The organism is Vicinamibacteria bacterium, from assembly GCA_035620555.1.
Lineage (GTDB): Bacteria > Acidobacteriota > Vicinamibacteria > Marinacidobacterales > SMYC01 > DASPGQ01.
Genome location: DASPGQ010000519.1, coordinates 1 through 2,153 on the forward strand (window position 1 = coordinate 1; position 2,153 = coordinate 2,153).

Sequence of the window (2,153 nt, forward strand, 5' to 3'; positions counted from 1 at the left end):
GGTGACCTGTTCATGCCGTCGGGCGGACCCGAGGGAGAGCGGTTCCCGGTGCTTCTCGAGTACCTGCCGTACCGCAAAGGCGAGGCCAGTGCGAGGAACCATGGCCTGTACAGCTACTTCGTCGAGCGTGGCTACGTCGTCGCCCGGGTGGACATCCGGGGAATGGGAAACAGCGAGGGCAGTCTCATCGCTTACGAGTACACGGACCAGGAGCAGGAGGACGGTGAGGTCGTCATCGACTGGCTCTCGAAGCAATCCTGGTCGAGCGGCGCCGTGGGCATGTTCGGCATCTCCTGGGGCGGCTTCAATTCCATCCACATGGCGATGCGCAACCCGCCCGCGCTCAAGGCGATCCTCGCCGTGGACGCCACCGATGATCTCTATCAAGACGACGTGCACTATATGGACGGGATTCTTCACCTCGACTCATGGGAGATGAGCCAGGATCTCGACAATGCCCGTCCCGGTCCCCCCGACTACGTGATCGACGAAGCCAACTTCCGCGACCGCTTCGACACCGAGCCGTGGATGATGACCTACAAGCGCCAACAGCGCGACGGTCCCTTCTGGGACCGCACCGCGCTCAAGGCGCGATACGACTCGATTCGCATTCCCAGCTTCGTGATCGGCGGGTGGTACGACGGCTATCGTGACAGCGTCCCGCGCATGCTCGAGCACGTGAGCGCCCCGACGAAAGCCATCATGGGCCCCTGGTCCCATGCCTTTCCCCACAACGCCTACCCCAAACCGCAGTTCGAGTGGCGGCACGAAGCCGTGCGCTGGTTCGATCACTGGCTCAAGGGGAAGGACACCGGGATCCTGGACGAGCCGCGATTCGCCGTCTTCATCCGCGACTGGCATCCTCCCGGGCCTTTCCTGGAAGAGGTTCCGGGACAATGGCGTTGGGAGGACGGTTGGCCTATCGCGCGGATTCGCGAGCGAGCGTTCTATCCACAGGGGAACCACGTCCTTTCGCATTCGAGGGCGACGAGCGTGTCGAATCATCAGCTACGCTACGTTCCCTGGGTCGGCATGGAGGCGGGCGGACCGGTGATGTGGTGGGGGGATGTCGCTCACGACCAGCGGCCGACCGACGCCTACAGTCTCGTCTATGACTCGGAACCCCTCGACGAGGCGATGGAGATCCTGGGCCTGCCGCGTGCTCTTCTCAAAGTCTCCGCCGATGCTCGCCACGCCAACTGGTTCGTCCGTCTGTCCGACGTCGCTCCCGATGGTACGGTCACTCAGGTGGCGGGTGCCGGCTTCAACGGTACGCATCGCGAGTCGGCCAAAGAGCCGAAATGGATCGAGCCCGGCGTCCCCTTCCCGCTCGAGATCGAGATGCATTTCACGTCCTGGGTCTTCCCCGCGGGGCACCGCATTCGCGTGTCCATCTCGAACGCCCAGTGGCCGATGTTCTGGCCGACCCCCTACCCGATGACGACATCGCTTCAAATCGGCGGAGAGGACGGCGCGCGCATCCTGCTCCCGGTGGTTCCCCACGAAGACCGGCCGCGTCCTGCCTTTCTTCCTGCCACCGCGACGTCGAGCCTCCCCGGCTACGAGAGCCTGGACGACGGCACGAGCTCGGGCTATGGCGAGGTCTCGAGCTTCGAGCGAAACCCGCAGACCGGCGTGGTCAAGGTCGTCGCTACCAACAGCGGGGCGACGCGATATCCGTGGGGCATCGAGCGCTACCGAGAGAGCATCACGCACCAAACGGAGGAAGACCATCCGGAGCGGACATCGATGCTCGGCGAGCACCGAATGACGCTCGAGCTCGACGGACGAACGCTGGTCTGGGAGGCAGAGCTCACCTTCCGCAGCGATCTCGACAATTTCTACTACACCTACACGCGACGGCTATTCGAGAACGGCGCATTGATGCGACAGAAGGTCTGGAACGACACCATTCCGCGAGACCATCAGTAGATCGTCGGTGTGAGTCGCCGCATCGATACGTCAATGGTCGGTGCCTGATGAGGCGATGCGGTTGCGGAGGATTCCCACACCCTCGACCTCGATCTCGACCACGTCGCCGGGCTTCATCGCGCTCGTCGTTCCGGGGGTTCCGGTGAAGATGACGTCCCCAGGATGGAGCGTGACGAACTGGCTCGTGAAGCTCACGATGTCCTCGACATCGAAGAGTAGAT

At 63.4% G+C, this 2,153-nt stretch carries 2 protein-coding genes; one reads left to right on the forward strand and one right to left on the reverse strand.

Annotated elements, in window-relative coordinates:
* Positions 1 to 1,932 (forward strand): CocE/NonD family hydrolase (locus VEK15_21080; GenBank protein HXV63206.1); only part of this gene is annotated, 1,932 nt, incomplete at its 5' end.
* 30 nt (positions 1,933 to 1,962) lie between these two features.
* On the opposite strand, the gene VEK15_21085 is transcribed toward VEK15_21080, so the two are convergent.
* A partial coding sequence (locus VEK15_21085; protein ID HXV63207.1) for a fumarylacetoacetate hydrolase family protein occupies positions 1,963 to 2,153 on the reverse strand: 191 nt, incomplete at its 5' end.